Raw genomic sequence first — 16,227 nt, forward strand, 5'->3', positions numbered from 1 at the left:
TCGTCAGCGTCACCGAGTGCACCAACGTGCCGCCTTCGGTCACCTGGTCGCTCGTGATGGATGCGATTGCGGGGGTCCCATCGTTCTCGACGATGGTTCCAACAGCCGACACGCCGCCGACCGAAACGTCGACCGTTTCGTTGCCTTCGAACACGGTGTCGTTCGAGGTCGGATAGCTGACCGTGAAACTGGTGACGCCGGCAGGCACCACAACCACGCCGCCCGCAAGCGTGACCCCGTTGCTGAACACCGGGGCGCCGAAGTCGTTGGCCTGCGCGGTGTTGCCGCCCAGCGTAAACGCGTAGGTTCCAGCCGAAGTGGACGCGTTGGTCAGCGTCACCGTGTGAACCAGAGTGCCACCTTCGACCACCTGGTCGCTGGTGATCGCCGCGATGCGTGAGACATCGTCTTCGACGATGGTGCCGACTGCCGAAACCCCGCCGACAGTCAAGCCAACCGTTTCGTCGCCTTCTGCGATGCTGTCGTTAGTGGTCGGATAGCTGACAGTGAAACTGGTGACGCCTGCAGGCACGGTGAGCACACCGCCCAGAAGCACCACGCCGTTGCTGAAGACCGGTGTGCCGAAGTCATCGCTTCCGGCCGTATCGCCAGCCAGGCCAAAAGCAAAGGTCGTTGCGGTCGCCGACGCACCGGACAGCGTGACCGTGTGGACAAGACTGCCGCCTTCGGGTATCTGGGCATCGGTGATGCCCTGCACCGTCGGCGCCGGTGGGGGGGAAGGAGGAGGCGGCGGCGGTGGCGCCGGATCGTTGTCGACAATCGTTCCGATGCTCGTCTTGCCATCCAGGCTAATGACGATCGTCTCGTCGCCCTCGTATGCCGTGTCGTCGGTCGTAGGAACGGTGATGGTGAAACTGGTGACGCCGACTGGAACAGTCAGGATGCCGTTGTCCAGCGTCACGCCATCGCTGAAGGTGGGCGTGCCGAAGTCGGTGCTCGTTGCCGAATCGCCGGTCAACGTGAACGGAAACAGCGCCGAAAGCGTCGGTGCCCGATCAAGCGTCACCGTATGAATCAGGTTGCCGCCTTCGGTTGTGCTGGAGCCTGTCAGCGTCGCGACATGGGGTGGCACCGGCACCGGATCGCCCGGCCCGCCCGACGGTGGCGAGGTCGGGACCGGCGGCGCCGTCGGAATCGGAGCTGCCGTCGGCAGGGGCATCATGATCGGCGGCGCAAACGGCAAGTCGATGCGGGGCACCAGCTGGTCAAAGCCCAGGTTCTGGTTCAGCGGCTCCAGCAGTTCGTCGATGCGCTGGAGCAGCACGAAACTGTTGCCGTCGTCGAATCCTTCGTTCTCTAGCGGCCTGCGCTCTTCGCCGCCGCCGTTGCCGTTGCCACCGGCGTTGTCCACCCGCGCCGGGTCGGTGCTCTCGGATACACGCCCAAGAAGTCCTGAACGCCTGCCGTCTTCAAAGAGGTTGTCGAAAAGCGCCGAATCCAGGCGCACTTCTTCCCTCGATCGCATCAACAATTTGGAGCCGTGATCAAACGAAAGTTCGACCCTCGCGCCCTCCATTGTTACAAGTAGCTCACCTTCAAAGACCGGGTCGCCGAATTTCAGGCGACGCCTCGCGCCGTTTGCGCCTTGCGCAAACGCCACGCCTTGTACAAGGACGACAGTTCCAACAATGTTGCCAGCAGTGGCCATAAAAAATAGGGGATGCCCGCCAAACGGCGACCGGCCCAGTGTATCTATCTGTAACTAATTGTGAAATACGACTTTTGTTTTAGTTCAAGGTAACAAAAGCCGCGCGCGTTAATTACTGCCTTCAGCGCTCCGTAAATGCCTCATGCCGGGCTTTTAGCACCGGCTTGAGCAGGTACGAAAGAATGCTTTTCTTGCCTGTCAGGATGCTGACCTCGGCCACCATTCCTGAAATGATGGGCATGTTCAGCCCCAGTTGCGACTTCTCGGTCCGCAACCGCACCATGTAGAACACATTGCCGCGTTCGTCCGCCACCGAGTCGGCTCCGATCAGCTCGACCTTGGCATCCAGCCCGCCATAAACAGAAAAATCGTAGGCGGTGAATTTCACGATTGCCTTGTCGCCTGGCCTCAGAAACGCAATGTCCTTGGCCATGACCCTGGCGTCCAGGAGCAATGCCTCTTCATAGGGGACGATTTCGACAACGTCCTTGCCCGGTTGCACCACGCCGCCGACAGTCTTGACGAGCAGGCGTTTCACGGTCCCCTTCACCGGCGCCTTCATCGACGACTTGGCCACCTTGTCGGCAAGGCCCGCGCTGCCGGCAGAACTCACGTTGAGCTTGGCGGTCGTCTCGGAAAGCTCCTTGCGCGCTTCACTGCGAAAGCTGAGCGTGACTTCCTGGATCTTGCGGCTGGCTTCGCCTATGGCCGACTGCGCCTTGAAGATCTGCGCACCGGCCACGTCGCGCTCACCCTTGTAGCGGCTCGCATCACGCTCCAGCCGCAGGATGTCCACCTCCGACACGGCCCCCGACGCGATCAGGGGTCGGGTGTACGCAAGCTCTTTGGCCGTCAGGTCGTAGGCCTGCGAAGCCTGGGCCTGCCGGACTTTGGCCTCGGCCAGTTCCTGCTGCTTTTGCGCCAGCTGCTGCTCGGCAATCGAGGTCTGGCTGCGAACCGCCGAGCGCGCCGCCTCGAACGAATTGCGCTCGCCTTCCGCGGTGCGCGGCGACTCGGCAACCACTTCGGGAGGCGGCACGAAATCAGTCCCTTCGGCCAGCGCTTTCAGGCGGGCTGCACGGGCCAGCAGCGCGAGGTACTGCGCGCGGTTTTCCTGAAGGGACGAATCGAATCGCGTGGGGTCGATGTTGAGCAGGACCTGGCCCGCCTCCACCAGCTGTCCCTCTTTGACCAGGATCTCCGAGACGACGCCACCGTCCAGGCTTTGCAACACCTGCAGCTGGGTGGACGAAACCACCCGGCCGTCACCCTTGGTGACTTCATCCACGCGTGTCAGCGCGGCCCATAGCAATGCCACGACCAGGATGACCCAGAACGCCTTGAGCACCAGCCGCGCGCGCGCCGGCTCCTGCTCGATCATGAGGGTGTGGGCATCGGCGACGAACGCGCCGGAGCCCGGCGCTGGCGCAGGCGTGCCGCGACCGGCCATGCGCGAAATCGAGTCGCGCAGGATCGCGACAAAGCCCTCTGGCTTCATGACGCTTTCCCCACGCGGCCGGCTTTGAGGTCGTCCAGCACTTTCTCGCGCGGGCCGTCTGCCACGATCCGGCCTTCATCGAGCACGATGATCCGGTCTGCAATCTCGAGCAGGCTGTTGCGGTGGGTCACCACCAGCACGGTGCGATGCTGCGCAAAGTGGCGCAGGCGCTCCTTGAACTGGGCTTCGGAGCTGAAATCCATCGAACCTGTCGGCTCGTCAAGCAGCAGGACGGGCGGGTCGAGCAAGGCGGCCCGCGCAATCGCAACGCCCTGGCGCTGCCCGCCGGACAGCGATTCACCCCGCTCACCCACCACCATGTCGAAGCCCTGCGGATGCTTGTCCGCGAGCGCCGTGAGTCCGCCAACGTCGGCCGCCGCGACGATCGCCGCGTCTTCGGCAAGCGGCACCGAGATGCGGATGTTGTCGCGCAATGTGCCGTAAAAAAGCATGGCGTCCTGCTCGACATAGCCGATGCTGCGGCGAAGCTCCATCGGGTCGAGTTGCCGCAGGTCGACGCCGTCGATGGTCACCGCGCCTTTGGTGGGTGTGTACAGGCCCAGGATCAGGCGCTGCAGCGTTGTCTTGCCCGAGCCGACGCGGCCGATGACCACGACCTTCTCGCCGGCCCCGATGCGAAACGACACATCCCGCAGCGCCTCTTCGGTGCGGCCCGGATAACTGAAATGCACGTTCTGGAAAACGATGTCGCCCTTGAGGTCGGTGCGATGCAGGAACGAACTCCCCTCGGGCCGCTCACCCTCCTTGGCCATCGTCGTTTCAAGGTGCTCCAGCGCCGTGCGGGCGTTCTCGTACTGCATCATCAGCGCCACGAGCTGCCCGAGCGGCTGCATCGCGCGACCGCTGAGCATGGTGCAGGCAATCAGGCCGCCCATCGTGAGGTGCCCCTCGTGAATCAGATAGACGCCGGCCACGATGGTCGAAACGTTCACAAGCTGGATCAGCGTGCTCACACCATTGACCACGCTCGAAGACAGCAGCCGCAGCCGCGATGTGACCTCGGCCAGGAAAGCGGCCGTGCTCTCCAGCTTGGTCTGCATCACGCGCTCGGCGCCGTGTGCCTTGATGGTCTCCATGGCGGTGAGCGACTCCACCAGCGTCGAATTGCGCATCGCCGACGCCCGGAAGGTCGACTCCGACAGCGCCTTCATGCGCTTTTGGACGCTGTAGCTGTACATCAGCACCAGCGCCAGGCCGATCAGCGGAATGAACACCAGCGGCCACGAAATCCATGCGATGACGACCAGGAACAAGATGGCGAACGGCAGGTCGATGACGGCCGTGACAGTGGCCGAGGCCACGAAGTCGCGCAGCGATTCAAACGAGCGAAGCGTGGCAGCGTAAGCACCCACCGAAGGCGGGCGGTCGGACAGCTTCATGCCCAGCACACGCTCCATGATCAGGGCCGACAGCCGCAGGTCGATGCGGGCGCCCGCCAGATCAACAAAGTAGCCGCGCATCAGGCGCATCGTGTAGTCGATACCGAGCACGACAGCCAGCCCCAGGGCGAGCATCCAGAGCGTCTCGACAGCGAAGTTGGGCACAACGCGGTCATAGATGTTCATCGAAAACAGCGGGAATGCCAGGGCGAAGATATTGATGAGAAGCGCCGCAGCCAGCACGTCGCGATACAGCGGCAGCTGGTCCTGGAACGCGCCCCAGAACCAGTGGCGCTTGGCGTGTGCGAGGGCAGGCGTGCGCGCGTCGAAGCGGAATTTCGGGTGTACAAAGATTGCGATTCCGACGTAACGGGCGTCAAGCTCGGTGCGAGGCAGCGTCACCGTGCCCTGCCCGGTCTCTGGCAGCAGCACTTGCGCAGAGCCGTCTTCGAGCCACCCCAGCAGCACGCAGGCCGTGTCGCCCTGCAGCAGCAGGACTGCGGGCAACAATGTCTTTTCGATCTTGTCCAGGGGACGGCGCGCAACCTTGGCCGCAAGACCGACCCGCGTGGCGGCGCGAACAAACAGGCTGGGCGTCATGCCTGCATCGGTCAGCGGCAACCCGGCGGACAATCCTGCACGGGTCTCAGGTCGTCCGTGAATACGCGAAAGCTCGACCAGGCAGTCGAGCAAGGGGTCGATCTGCAGGTTCTCGTCGCTCATGCCGGTGGCAAGCCGGCCCCAGCTGCGAGCCGGGGTGATCTGGAACGGAACTTTGATGTCACCCATTTACGTTTGCTGTTCAGCGAAGCTGCCGACGGCCTATCCTTGTAACAAAATGATACGCGAAGGGGAAAGATTGCTGCCTGGGTTCGGGGTAGCCCGTCGGCCCATCCGCTCTTACGCACAATCGCAGAGTCTGGATTCAATCCGCGCAAACTGGTCAGGCGCCAAGCTGTAAAAGATTGTGCAGGCGGATTCCTACGGAGGGCTTAGAAGTTTACCTACACGCTCATAACGGATTTTGAGCGTGTGTTAATTCACATGCTTTTGATGGGAGAGATGCGATGCAAGTAGTGCAAAGACCACAAATTGGACGGATCGGCCTGGTCGGTTATGGCGAAGTCGGCAAGATTTTCGGAGCCGGCCTCAAGGGCAAGCCGGGCGTGGACGGGGTTGCTGCCTGGGATCTCAAGTTTGTTGCCGCGGCTACCCGCGATGCGGAAACGGCACATGCGGCCGCAACCGGAATCGAAGCGATGGACTCGATGCAGGCCCTGTGCGAGCGCAGCGATCTGGTGATTTCGGCGGTCACTGCGTCCAACACATTCTCGGTAGCAGAACAAGCAGCCCGGTACATGCGACCCGGCGCCGTCTTCCTGGACTTGAACTCAGCCTCGCCGGGCACCAAGCAAAGGGCCGCCGGGCAGATCGATTCACGGGGCGCGCACTATGTAGAGGCGGGTGTCATGACCTCGATCCCGCCGTATGGCATCAAGGTTCCGATGCTCCTGGGCGGCGCCCGCGCCGCGGGACTCGCCGACCAGTTGCGCGACTGGGGCATGGACGCCAAGGCCGTCTCGGACCAGTTGGGCGTGGCATCGGCGATCAAGATGTGCCGCAGCATCATGATCAAGGGACTGGAGGCACTGGTGATCGAGAGCTACTCGACAGCCCGGCAATACGGCGTCGAAGACCATGTACTGCCGACGCTGGCCGAAACCTTTCCGTCCATCGACTGGCAAAAGCAGGGCGCGTACTTTTTCAGCCGCGTCGTTCAGCACGGCAAACGGCGTGCCGAGGAAATGCGCGAAGCGGCCAACACCGTCCAGGAGGCGGGCTTCGAGCCTTTCATGGGCCGCGCCATCGCAGACAAGCAGCAATGGGTCGCCGACCAGGCTGCGGCGGGTGTGTTCGAGGGGCTGGCTAAAGACGCGCGCTGGCAGGACTACGCCGATCTGTTGCTGGCCGCGCGCAAGGACTGACCCGGCACGCTCAGGCGGGAGACAGCAGTTTGACGGCCAGCGCCTGGATCAACTCCAGCATGGCCTTTTGCGTCAACGTCGCGGGGCGCTGGGAACTCATGGCCATCACCAGCTTGCTATGCAGCGCCGGTGCGGTGATGGGTCGGCAGACAAAGGCCTCTGGCCGCCCGGACGTCGCGACCGCATTGCGCGACAGCACGGCCGAACCTGCGCCGTCCTCGACCAGGTCCAGGATGGCGGGCACGCCGTCGATTTCAAGTGCCACCTGCGGACGACATCCCAGCGCCGCCATCTCGCCTTCCACCTGCATACGGATCGCATTGGGCCTGCTGGGAATGATGAGCGGAATCTGGGCGACATCCCGCAAGGCGACTGGCCTGGCTTTTTGCGCAGCGCCGAGGGTGCTGCGCTGCACGAGAAACAGCGGTTCTTCCAGCAATGGCGTGAGCTCGATGCCCGGCGCGGCGGTGGCGTTGTACAGCAAGGCGATGTCCAGGCGCCCGGTCATCAGCGCTTCCAGGCTCGCGGTGGACAGCGCTTCCGAAATCGAGATCGACGCCTCGGGCATGCGCTTGCTGAACTCGCGAACCAGCGGCACGGCCATCAACTTGGCCACACTGGGCGGCAGCCCGATCGCGACGCGGCCGGCGAGCGCGCCGCGCACCCGGCCGAGCTCTTCGCGCGCACGCTCGACCTGGTGAAGAATGCCGCGCCCGTGCTCCAGCAGGAGCTTGCCCGCCTCCGTCGGCGTGGCGCCACGCCCGTTACGGGTCAGCAGGCTCTGGCGCAACTCGACTTCGAGCAGGCGCACCTGCCGGCTCAGCGCGGGCTGCGCGATGTCCAGCGCGATGGCCGCACGGGTGAAGCTGCCCAGCTCGGCGACGCGCACGAAATACTCGAGTTGGCGTAAATCCATCGCCCTAGTCTAATGACATACCAACCGCGCGGATATACCCGTCTGATCTAACTGATAGCGGCAGCTTCGGGTTGCGTTGCGCGATGGGCCACGCAAAATCGCCCTATGCCAAAACCGCCGCTCCAGGGAATTTCATCTATGGCCACGCGAGGCGTGCTCGCGCAATTGCTCGCCGCGTGGCAGGACCAGTCCGGCCAGCCCGTCATGATGGAATCGGTCGGCGGCGTCGATGCGGCCAAACGGGTGCAGGCTGGCGAGGCGATGGACCTTGTCGTCCTGGCATCCGATGCCATCGACAAGCTGGTGAATGCTGGCAGCGTTGTCGCGGGGAGTCGGGTTGACCTGGTGCATTCCGGCGTCGCCGTTGCCGTCCGCGCTGGGCAGCCGCATCCCGATATCTCCAGCGAACAGGGCGTGCGGGACGCGGTGTTGAAGGCCACGTCCATTGGTTACTCCACCGGCCCCAGCGGCACCGCGCTCTTGAAGCTGTTTGACGGCTGGGGCATTGCCGCCGATATCGCGCCGCGACTCGTGCAGGCACCTGCGGGCGTGCCGGTGGGCGCCCTCGTTGCCAAAGGCGAGGTCGAACTGGGCTTTCAACAGCTCAGCGAGCTGATGCACCGGCCGGGCATTGATGTGGTCGGCCCGCTGCCGCCCGAGATACAGATCACCACCACTTTTTCTGCTGGCGTCTGCGCGGCTTCGACGCGCGCAGGCGAAGTGCGCGCGCTGCTCGCCTTCCTGGCATCGCCTCAATCGGCGCAAGCCAAGCAAAGCCACGGCATGGACCCGGCCTGAATTTTTTTCCGAGGAGACAAACCCAATGATCATCGACTGCCACGGCCACTACACGACCGCGCCCAAAGCGCTGGAGGACTGGCGCAACCGGCAAATCGCCGGCATCAAGGACCCGTCGGTCGCGCCGAAAGTGTCCGAGCTGAAAATCAGCGACGACGAACTGCGTGAGTCGATCCAGAGCAACCAGCTGCGCCTCATGAAAGAGCGCGGCAGCGACCTCACGCTGTTTTCGCCGCGCGCGAGTTTCATGGCGCACCACATCGGCGACTTCAATGTGTCGTCCACCTGGGCTGCGATCTGCAACGAGCTTTGCTATCGCGTGAGCCAGCTCTTTCCCGAACACTTCGTGCCGGTGGCGATGCTGCCGCAGTCGCCCGGCGTCGATCCGAAGACCTGCATTCCCGAACTGGAAAAGTGCGTGAAGGAATACGGCAATGTCGGCATCAACCTGAACCCCGATCCGGCCGGCGGCCACTGGACATCGCCACCGCTGACCGACCGCCACTGGTACCCCATCTACGAAAAGATGGTGGAGTACGACCTGCCCGCCATGATCCACGTGAGCACGAGCTGCAACCCGGCTTTCCACACGACCGGCGCGCACTACCTCAACGCGGACACGACCGCGTTCATGCAGTGCATACAGGGCGACCTGTTCAAGGACTTCCCGACCCTGCGCTTTTTGATTCCGCATGGCGGCGGCGCAGTGCCTTATCACTGGGGGCGCTTCCGTGGTCTCGCGCAAGAGATGAAGAAACCTCTGCTGTCCGAACACCTGCTCAACAACATCTTCTTTGACACCTGCGTGTATCACCAGCCCGGCATCGACCTGCTCAACACGGTGATCCCGGTCAAGAACGTGTTGTTCGCCTCCGAGATGATTGGCGCGGTGCGCGGCATCGACCCGGAGACCGGCAACTACTACGACGACACCAAGCGCTACATCGAGGCTTCGACGATTCTGAGCGCGCAAGAAAAGCAGCAGATCTATGAAGCGAACGCGCGGCGAGTGTTCTCGCGCCTGGATACACAACTCAAGGCCCGGGGCCTTTAAGGAGACGCGACATGTACGAACTCGGCGTGGTTTACAGAAACATCCAGCGTGCGGACCGCGAAGCGGCCGATGCACTGGCGAAACTCGGCTCGGCAACCGTCCACGAAGCGATGGGGCGCGTGGGCCTGATGAAGCCGTACATGCGGCCTATCTATGCCGGCGCGCAAGTGTCGGGAACGGCCGTCACGGTGCTGCTGCAACCGGGCGACAACTGGATGCTGCATGTGGCAGCCGAACAGATCCAGCCGGGTGACATCGTGGTTGCTGCCTGCACCACCGACAACACCGATGGCTTCTTTGGTGACCTGCTGGCCACCAGCTTCCAGGCGCGCGGTGCTCGCGCATTGGTCATCGAAGCAGGTTGCCGTGACGTGAAGACGCTGACCGAGATGAACTTTCCGGTGTGGACCAAGGCGATCAGCTCCAAGGGCACGGTGAAGGCCACGCTAGGCTCGGTAAACATTCCGCTCGTGTGCGCGGGTGCGCTGGTGCATCCCGGGGATGTGATCGTTGCGGATGATGACGGCGTGGTGGTGGTGCCGGCGAAGCTCGCGCGCAAGACGCTGGACGCCGCGAATGCGCGCGAAGCCAATGAAGGCGAGAAGCGGGCGAAGCTGGCGTCGGGTGTGCTGGGGCTGGACATGTACAGCATGCGCGGGCCGCTGGAGAAGGCGGGATTGAAATACATCGACTGAGAGACTGTTGTCATTGCGGACTTGATCCGCAATCCACCGCGAAGCGGCGACTGCGCCTGATCAAGCATGGATTGCGGATCAAGTCCGCAATGACAGCCAAGGCAAGTCCGCGCTGACAGCCGCAAGTTCCACATGACAGCCCATACAGATCCACAAAACAAATGACCTTCGAAAAAACCCCCGGCTGGCTCGACTGGTACAGCGGCCCCAGCAAACCGCAGTTCAAGCTACCCCCCGGCAGCGTGGACGCCCACTGCCACGTCTTCGGCCCCGGCGCGCAATTCCCCTTTGCCCCCGAGCGCAAGTACACGCCGTGCGATGCGAGCAAGGACCAACTCTTCGCCCTGCGCGACCACCTGGGCTTCGAGCGCAACGTGATCGTGCAGGCGACCTGCCACGGCGCGGACAACAGCGCCTTGCTCGACGCCCTCGCGCACTCCAACGACAAGGCCAGAGGCGTTGTCACCGTCAAGCGCAGCGTCACCGACGAGCAACTCCAGTCCATGCACGCAGCCGGCGTGCGAGGCGTCCGCTTCAACTTCGTCAAACGCCTGGTGGACTTCACACCCAAGGACGAACTGATGGAGATCGCGTCGCGCATCGCCCCGCTGGGCTGGCATGTGGTGATCTATTTCGAAGCGGTCGACCTGCCCGAGCTGTGGGACTTTTTCACTGCCCTGCCCACCACCATCGTCGTCGATCACATGGGCCGCCCCGATGTGACCCAGCCCGTCGATGGCCCCGAGTTCGAACTCTTTGTGCGGTTCATGCGCGAGTACCCCAACGTGTGGTCCAAGGTGAGCTGCCCCGAGCGCCTGAGCGTCTCGGGCCCGCCTGCGCTGAACGGCGAGCGCAATGCCTATCAGGACGTGATTCCATTCGCGCGGCGCATCGTCGATACCTTCCCCGATCGCGTGCTGTGGGGCACCGACTGGCCGCACCCCAACCTGAAGAACCACATGCCCGATGACGGCCTGCTGGTGGACTTCATTCCCCACATCGCCACCACAGCCGAAAAGCAGCGCAAGATGCTCGTGGACAACCCGATGCGCCTGTACTGGGCCTGACTTGCAGGAGAACACACCATGCCTTTGGACAAACCCTATCTCGACGTGCCCGGCACGACGATCTTCGATGCCGAGCAATCCAGGCGCGGCTACCACCTCAACCAGTTCTGCATGTCGCTGATGAAGGCAGACAACCGCGAACGCTTCAAGGCGAACGAGCGCGCCTACCTCGACGAGTGGGCGATGACCGAAGCGCAAAAGAAGGCCGTGCTCGCGCGAGACCTGAACGCCTGCATCGGCCTGGGCGGCAACATCTACTTCCTGGCCAAGATCGGCGCGACAGACGGCAAGAGCTTCCAGCAGATGGCGGGCAGCATGACCGGCATGACCGAAGAGGAATACCGCAACATGATGGTCGCCGGCGGCCGAAGCGCCGAGGGCAATCGCCGCATCGGCGAAGACGGCTCCGCACAAGCCCATCGCCAGCCGCAGGGCAGCTCAAAATCGAAGGGAGCCTAGAAATGGCAAGAATCACCGCCAGCGTTTACACGTCGCACGTCCCCGCCATCGGCGCGGCGCTCGACACGGGCAAGTCCGGCGAGCCGTACTGGCAAAAGGTGTTTGGGGGTTACGACTTCTCCAAGCAGTGGGCCAAAGACAACAAGCCTGACGTCATCTTCCTCGTCTACAACGACCATGCCACCGCATTCAGCCTGGACATGATCCCGACTTTTGCCATCGGTACGGCCGCGCAATACCAGCCTGCCGATGAAGGCTGGGGACCGCGACCCGTGCCGACGGTGATCGGCCACCCGGAGCTGTCGGCGCATATTGCGCAGTCGGTGATCCAGCAGGACTTCGACCTGACCATCATCAACAAGATGGATGTGGATCACGGACTCACCGTGCCGCTTTCGCTGATGTACGGACAGCCCGCCGCATGGCCCTGCCCGGTCATCCCGTTTGCAGTGAACGTGGTGCAGTACCCGGTGCCATCGGGCAGGCGCTGCCTGAACCTGGGCAAGGCGATCCGAAAGGCCGTGGAGAGCTACGACGAAGACCTCAACGTCCACATCTGGGGCACGGGCGGCATGAGTCATCAGCTGCAGGGTCCGCGTGCGGGTCTCATCAACAAGGAATTCGACAACGCCTTTCTCGACCGCCTGATCGCGGACCCCGAAGGCCAGGCCGCCGTGCCGCATATCGACTATGTGCGCGAAGCCGGCAGTGAAGGCATCGAGCTGGTGATGTGGCTCATTGCGCGTGGCGCGATGAGCGACCTTGCGGGCGGTCCACCACCCAGGGTCGCGCATCGGTTCTATCATGTGCCCGCCTCCAACACGGCAGTCGGCCACCTCATCCTGGAAGAACAGCAATGACGATCAAAGTAGCACTCGCCGGCGCAGGCGCGTTCGGCATCAAGCACATCGAAGGCATCCGGAATATCGAAGGCGTTGAAGTCGTCTCAGTCATTGGCCGTGAGCTGGACAAGACACGCGAGGTCGCGCAGAAGTTCGGCATCGGGCATGTGACGACCGAGCTTTCGCAGAGCCTGGCGCTCAAGGAAGTCGATGCGGTGATTCTCTGCACGCCCACGCAGATGCACGCCGCGCAAGCGATCGAGTGCATGAAGGCAGGCAAGCATGTGCAGGTGGAGATTCCGCTGGCCGACAGCTTGAAAGACGCGCAGGAAGTGGTTGCGCTGCAAAAACAGACCGGGCTGGTTGCGATGTGCGGCCATACGCGGCGCTTCAATCCGAGCCACCAGTTCGTGCACAAGAAGATTGCAGCCGGTGAGTTCAACATCCAGCAGATGGATGTGCAAACCTACTTCTTTCGACGCACCAACATGAACGCGCTGGGCCAACCGCGCAGCTGGACCGACCACCTGCTGTGGCACCACGCCGCGCACACGGTTGATCTCTTTGCCTACCAGTGCGGCAGTCCCATCGTCAAAGCCAACGCGGTGCAGGGACCGATACATCCGGTGCTCGGCATCGCGATGGACATGAGCATCCAGCTGCAGGCGGCCAATGGCGCGATCTGCACACTGTCGCTCAGCTTCAACAACGAAGGGCCCCTGGGCACATTCTTCCGCTACATCGGCGACACCGCGACCTACATCGCGCGCTACGACGACCTGACGCAATCGACCAAGGACGGCAAGGAAGACAAGATCGACGTGTCCAGGGTCGATGTGTCGATGAACGGCATCGAACTGCAGGACCGCGAATTCTTCGCTGCGATCAAGGACAAGCGCGAGCCCAATTCGAGCGTGGCGCAGGTGCTGCCGTGCTACGAAGTGCTGCACAAGCTCGAACAGCAACTTGCGCAGTAGTCTCCGCAGTCATCCCCGCAACAACGCAGCATCAATCCCATGCAAACACGCAAGCTCGGCCCCTTCGAAGTCACGGCCATCGGCCTGGGCTGCATGAACCTCAGTCACGCGTACGGCACAGCGCCGCCGCCGGAGCAAGGCGAGCGTGTGTTGCTGGCCGCGCTCGATGCGGGCGTGACCTTGTTCGACACGGCAGCGCTCTATGGATTCGGCGCGAACGAAACGCTGGTGGGCCGGGTGATGAAACCGCATCGCCGCAAATTCACGCTTGCGAGCAAAGGCGGCATGGCCGGTGTGACGGGCGATGACGGCGTGGTTCGCCGCGTGATCGACGGCAGGCCGCAGACGATCCGCACCAATTGCGAAGACAGCCTGCGCCGCCTGCAGACCGATGTGATCGACCTGTACTACCTGCACCGCTGGGACAAGCAGGTGCCGATCGAGGACAGCGTCGGTGCGATGAGCGACCTGGTGCGCGCGGGCAAGGTGCAGGCGATCGGCTTGTCTGAAGTTTCGGCCGCGACCTTGCGCAAGGCGCATGCGGTGCATCCGATCGCTGCCGTGCAAACCGAGTATTCACTGTGGACGCGCAACCCCGAAATCGCCGTGCTCGATGCGTGCCGTGAACTGGGGGCTGCGTTCGTGGCGTTCAGCCCCGTGGCACGCGGCTTCCTGGCCGATGCGCTGCACGACGTGGCGACGCTGGAAGCCAGGGACATTCGCAAGGGCATGCCTCGATTTGCGCCTGAGACCTATGCTGCGAATCTCAAGCTGCTACCTGCGTTCAAGGCGCTGGCACAAGAGGCTTCCTGCACACCGGCACAGCTCGCGATTGCCTGGCTGCTGCACAAGGCGCCGCACATCATCCCGATTCCAGGGACGACGAGCGTGGCGCATTTGCACGAAGACCTGGGAGCCGCGCAAATAAAAATCGACGCGAGCCTGATGGCGCGCGTCGATTCGCTGATCAATGAAAAGACCGTCACCGGCCCGCGCTACAACGCGCAGTCGGCCGGGGAGGTGGATACCGAGGAGTTTGCGAACTCCCGCGGTTGATCAGCCGATCGGCAGGTAGTCGAAGATGTCGAGGTCTTGCCCGGCACCGACGATATTCACCATTTCGACGATGACGGGCACCATGATGTACTGCGCCAGCATGGCGTCGCTCACCAGCGGCGGCGCAGGATCAGCCATCACGTCAAGGATCAGGTCCACATACAGCTCGTACGTTCCTGCATCACCCGATTCAAGCCCCACCTGATTGGCCAGGACGAAGTTGGAAAGTTGCACCGCTTCACCCTGGTCGATAGACGTGAAGATGTGCAGATAGGTACCGTAGAACAGCGATTCAACCGTAGCAACCGTTGCCGGCAAAGTGCCCAGATGCGAGAAGCCGAGTTCATCGGGGGTCCAGACGCCATCGCCGCCGCCATCCACGCTGTCCGGCGTGAACGTTGCCAGATAGGCGGCCTCCCCGGTCACCTTGATAACCTCGGCCTTGAGCGATGCGTTGGACAGCACACCGGTGCGATTGTTCAGCTGCAACAGCTGAACCAGTTCCATCATGTTGTCCGAGAAGATGCCGTCGTCTGCGGGCGGCGGGGTGTCGTCGTTATCCAGCACCGTACCCGTTGCAGACAGTGTTCCCAGGTTGAAGGTGAAGGTTTCGGCAGTGTCTTCATCGGTGCTGTCATCCACAGTCGCCACGCGAACATGGAACGACTGAACGCCAGCCGGCACAACCACATTCCCGCCCTGGATGGTGACGCCGTTGGTAGCAGTCAAAGCGCCCAGGTCGCCCTGAGCAGCGGTTCCCATTGCGAGACTGAACGGCAGGCTGGTGGGAATGGTCCCTGCGGCACTGAGGAACACCGGAAACTCCAGCAATGCACCTTCCGTCGCGCTGGCGGCACCCAGCGTCTGTACCGTCGGAGGAACGACAACCGGTTCATCATCGTCCAGAACCGTGCCGGTTGCCGACATCGTTCCCAGGTTGAGGGTGAACGTCTCGGAAGGCGCTTCATCGGCGGTGTCATTGACGGTCGCCACGCGAACATGGAACGACTGCACGCCTGCCGGCACCACCACGTTGGCACCCTGGATCGTCACGCCGTTGGTCGCGGTCACAGCGCCCAGGTCGGCTTCAGCAGCCGTCCCCATCACCAGGGTGAATGGCAGACTGGTAGGCGTGTCCGACGTCTTGCTCAGGAACACCGGAAACTCCACAAGCCCGCCTTCGGTCGCGCTCGCATTGCCCAGCTCCTGCACGACAGGCGGCAGGACAACCGGCTCGTCGTTGTCGGTGATGATGCCGCTGGCAAAGACACCGCCGATGTACATGCTGTAGCCCTCGTTGGGCTCATCGGACGAGTCGTTGGCAGAGTTGAGCGTGAAGGTGAACGAGTTCACGCCGGCAGGAACCAGGATGCTCGTGAAGCTCGCGAGCTGAACGCCGTTGGACAGCGAGAAACCGGAGAAATCCGAAATCGCAGCCGAGCCCAGCATGATGTTGAGCGAATACTCGGTTTGCTCGGTGGTCGCGCCAGACAGCGTGACGGTGTGCTGCAGGGCGGTGCCTTCCATGACGTTGGCGTCGCTGACCGACACCACGATGGGAGCAGGGTCGAGCACAGTGCTGTCAACGCCATAAAGGCCGAAGAACGCGCGTACCTGCAGTGGCGTGTAAGGCGCACCCGGATAGCCGGCGATCTCGCCGATCATCTCGTTGGTGATCCCGCCCATCGCAAAGACGGAGACGATGAATGCAGGGTCGGTCTGGGCGAGCAGCCAGGCGTTGGCCTGCTCCATGGTGATTCCGAATTCAGCTAGCTTTTGTGCGGCAGAGGCCATTTCGTTTCTCCGGTGTT

The 16,227-nt window shown here is 62.8% G+C and carries 14 protein-coding genes; 9 read left to right on the plus strand and 5 right to left on the minus strand.

Annotated elements, in window-relative coordinates; genetic code table 11:
- The 3 genes from AQ12_RS18010 to AQ12_RS18020 all read right to left on the minus strand — a co-directional run.
- The coding region (locus AQ12_RS18010) for a hypothetical protein (protein WP_202967515.1) at nucleotides 1-1,486 on the minus strand (1,486 nt) is incomplete at its 3' end.
- A 304-nt stretch (nucleotides 1,487-1,790) separates the two neighbouring features.
- Complete coding sequence (locus AQ12_RS18015; RefSeq protein WP_048441348.1) at nucleotides 1,791-3,167, minus strand: HlyD family type I secretion periplasmic adaptor subunit; 1,377 nt, start codon at nucleotides 3,165-3,167, stop codon at nucleotides 1,791-1,793.
- Entirely contained in the window at nucleotides 3,164-5,356 is a 2,193-nt protein-coding gene (locus tag AQ12_RS18020; RefSeq protein WP_082151676.1) for a type I secretion system permease/ATPase, read from the minus strand. The genes AQ12_RS18015 and AQ12_RS18020 overlap by 4 nt, the downstream gene beginning before the upstream one ends.
- A gap of 287 nt (nucleotides 5,357-5,643) precedes the next feature.
- On the opposite strand from AQ12_RS18020, the gene AQ12_RS18025 reads away from it, so the two are divergent.
- Complete coding sequence (locus AQ12_RS18025) at nucleotides 5,644-6,552, plus strand: NAD(P)-dependent oxidoreductase (protein WP_238587760.1); 909 nt, start codon at nucleotides 5,644-5,646, stop codon at nucleotides 6,550-6,552.
- A gap of 10 nt (nucleotides 6,553-6,562) precedes the next feature.
- Here the strand turns inward: AQ12_RS18025 and AQ12_RS18030 are convergent, their stop codons facing one another.
- Nucleotides 6,563-7,468, minus strand: coding sequence for a LysR substrate-binding domain-containing protein (locus tag AQ12_RS18030; RefSeq protein WP_048441350.1), 906 nt, complete (start codon nucleotides 7,466-7,468; stop codon nucleotides 6,563-6,565).
- A gap of 138 nt (nucleotides 7,469-7,606) precedes the next feature.
- Here AQ12_RS18030 and AQ12_RS18035 point away from each other — a divergent pair, with 138 nt between their 5' ends.
- From AQ12_RS18035 to AQ12_RS18070, 8 genes are all read left to right on the plus strand, one after another.
- Nucleotides 7,607-8,266, plus strand: a complete 660-nt coding sequence (locus tag AQ12_RS18035; RefSeq protein WP_048441351.1) for a substrate-binding domain-containing protein — start codon at nucleotides 7,607-7,609, stop codon at nucleotides 8,264-8,266.
- 25 nt (nucleotides 8,267-8,291) lie between these two features.
- Nucleotides 8,292-9,320 carry an amidohydrolase family protein gene (locus AQ12_RS18040; RefSeq protein ID WP_048441352.1) on the plus strand — a complete coding sequence of 343 codons (1,029 nt, stop codon included), beginning with the start codon at nucleotides 8,292-8,294 and terminating at the stop codon, nucleotides 9,318-9,320.
- 11 nt (nucleotides 9,321-9,331) lie between these two features.
- Complete coding sequence (gene ligK, locus AQ12_RS18045) at nucleotides 9,332-10,015, plus strand: 4-carboxy-4-hydroxy-2-oxoadipate aldolase/oxaloacetate decarboxylase (RefSeq protein WP_048441353.1); 684 nt, start codon at nucleotides 9,332-9,334, stop codon at nucleotides 10,013-10,015.
- A 161-nt stretch (nucleotides 10,016-10,176) separates the two neighbouring features.
- Entirely contained in the window at nucleotides 10,177-11,082 is a 906-nt protein-coding gene (locus AQ12_RS18050; protein ID WP_048441354.1) for an amidohydrolase family protein, read from the plus strand.
- 18 nt (nucleotides 11,083-11,100) lie between these two features.
- The gene (ligA, locus tag AQ12_RS18055; RefSeq protein ID WP_048441355.1) at nucleotides 11,101-11,541 is read left to right on the plus strand and encodes a protocatechuate 4,5-dioxygenase subunit alpha; all 441 of its coding nucleotides are present in this window, start codon (nucleotides 11,101-11,103) and stop codon (nucleotides 11,539-11,541) included.
- 2 nt (nucleotides 11,542-11,543) lie between these two features.
- Nucleotides 11,544-12,401, plus strand: a complete 858-nt coding sequence (locus AQ12_RS18060) for a class III extradiol dioxygenase subunit beta (RefSeq protein ID WP_048441356.1) — start codon at nucleotides 11,544-11,546, stop codon at nucleotides 12,399-12,401.
- A complete protein-coding gene (locus AQ12_RS18065; RefSeq protein WP_048441357.1) occupies nucleotides 12,398-13,360 on the plus strand; it encodes a Gfo/Idh/MocA family oxidoreductase in 963 nt (320 codons plus the stop codon). The genes AQ12_RS18060 and AQ12_RS18065 overlap by 4 nt, the downstream gene beginning before the upstream one ends.
- A gap of 39 nt (nucleotides 13,361-13,399) precedes the next feature.
- Nucleotides 13,400-14,416: an aldo/keto reductase gene (locus tag AQ12_RS18070; RefSeq protein WP_048441358.1), complete on the plus strand. Its 1,017-nt coding sequence runs from the start codon at nucleotides 13,400-13,402 to the stop codon at nucleotides 14,414-14,416.
- On the opposite strand, the gene AQ12_RS18075 is transcribed toward AQ12_RS18070, so the two are convergent.
- Complete coding sequence (locus AQ12_RS18075) at nucleotides 14,417-16,210, minus strand: hypothetical protein (protein WP_048441359.1); 1,794 nt, start codon at nucleotides 16,208-16,210, stop codon at nucleotides 14,417-14,419.
- Nucleotides 16,211-16,227: the final 17 nt, after the last annotated feature.

The organism is Caenimonas sp. SL110, assembly GCF_001044395.1.
Lineage (GTDB): Bacteria > Pseudomonadota > Gammaproteobacteria > Burkholderiales > Burkholderiaceae_C > Ramlibacter.